Origin of the sequence: Thauera phenylacetica B4P (genome assembly GCF_000310225.1) — a bacterium.
Classification (GTDB): domain Bacteria; phylum Pseudomonadota; class Gammaproteobacteria; order Burkholderiales; family Rhodocyclaceae; genus Thauera; species Thauera phenylacetica.
Genome location: NZ_AMXF01000616.1, coordinates 1 through 420 on the forward strand (window position 1 = coordinate 1; position 420 = coordinate 420).

General features: G+C 79.5%; 1 pseudogene. It reads right to left on the reverse strand.

Annotated elements, in window-relative coordinates:
• Positions 1-149: 149 nt before the first annotated feature.
• Positions 150-420, reverse strand: a pseudogene (locus C667_RS23970) (hypothetical protein); the annotation flags it as partial.

Genomic DNA, 420 nt, shown 5'->3' on the forward strand with positions numbered 1-420 from the left:
GCGCCGGCCCAGCAGCCAGTCCGCCTCGGCGCCCTGGCCCGGGCTGCCGCCCTCGCCGAGGCAGGCGAAGCCGATGTCGGCGAGCGCCGGTGCCGGGGTGGCCGCGGCGGCGAGGGCCGGCGGTGGCAGGGCGGAGTCTTCCGGGCGCTTCATCGTGGCCTCGGCGCGTAGTGGAAGCACACCACCCGCCCGAACCAGGGCACCCAGCCGGGGTCGAGGTCGAGCCCCGCGCGGCGCACGCGCAGGTCGAGCTCGTCCAGCGCCAGCCAGACGTCGACATGGGTGGGGGTCAGGTCGAGCCGCGCCGGGCGCAGGCACAGGCTGGCCGGGCCGATGCCCGCCCGCAGCCGCAGGTGGTGGCGGCAGGCGGCGAGCCAGGCGGCAGCCGCGGCTACGGCTTCGCCGTCCGGCGGCGGCGCG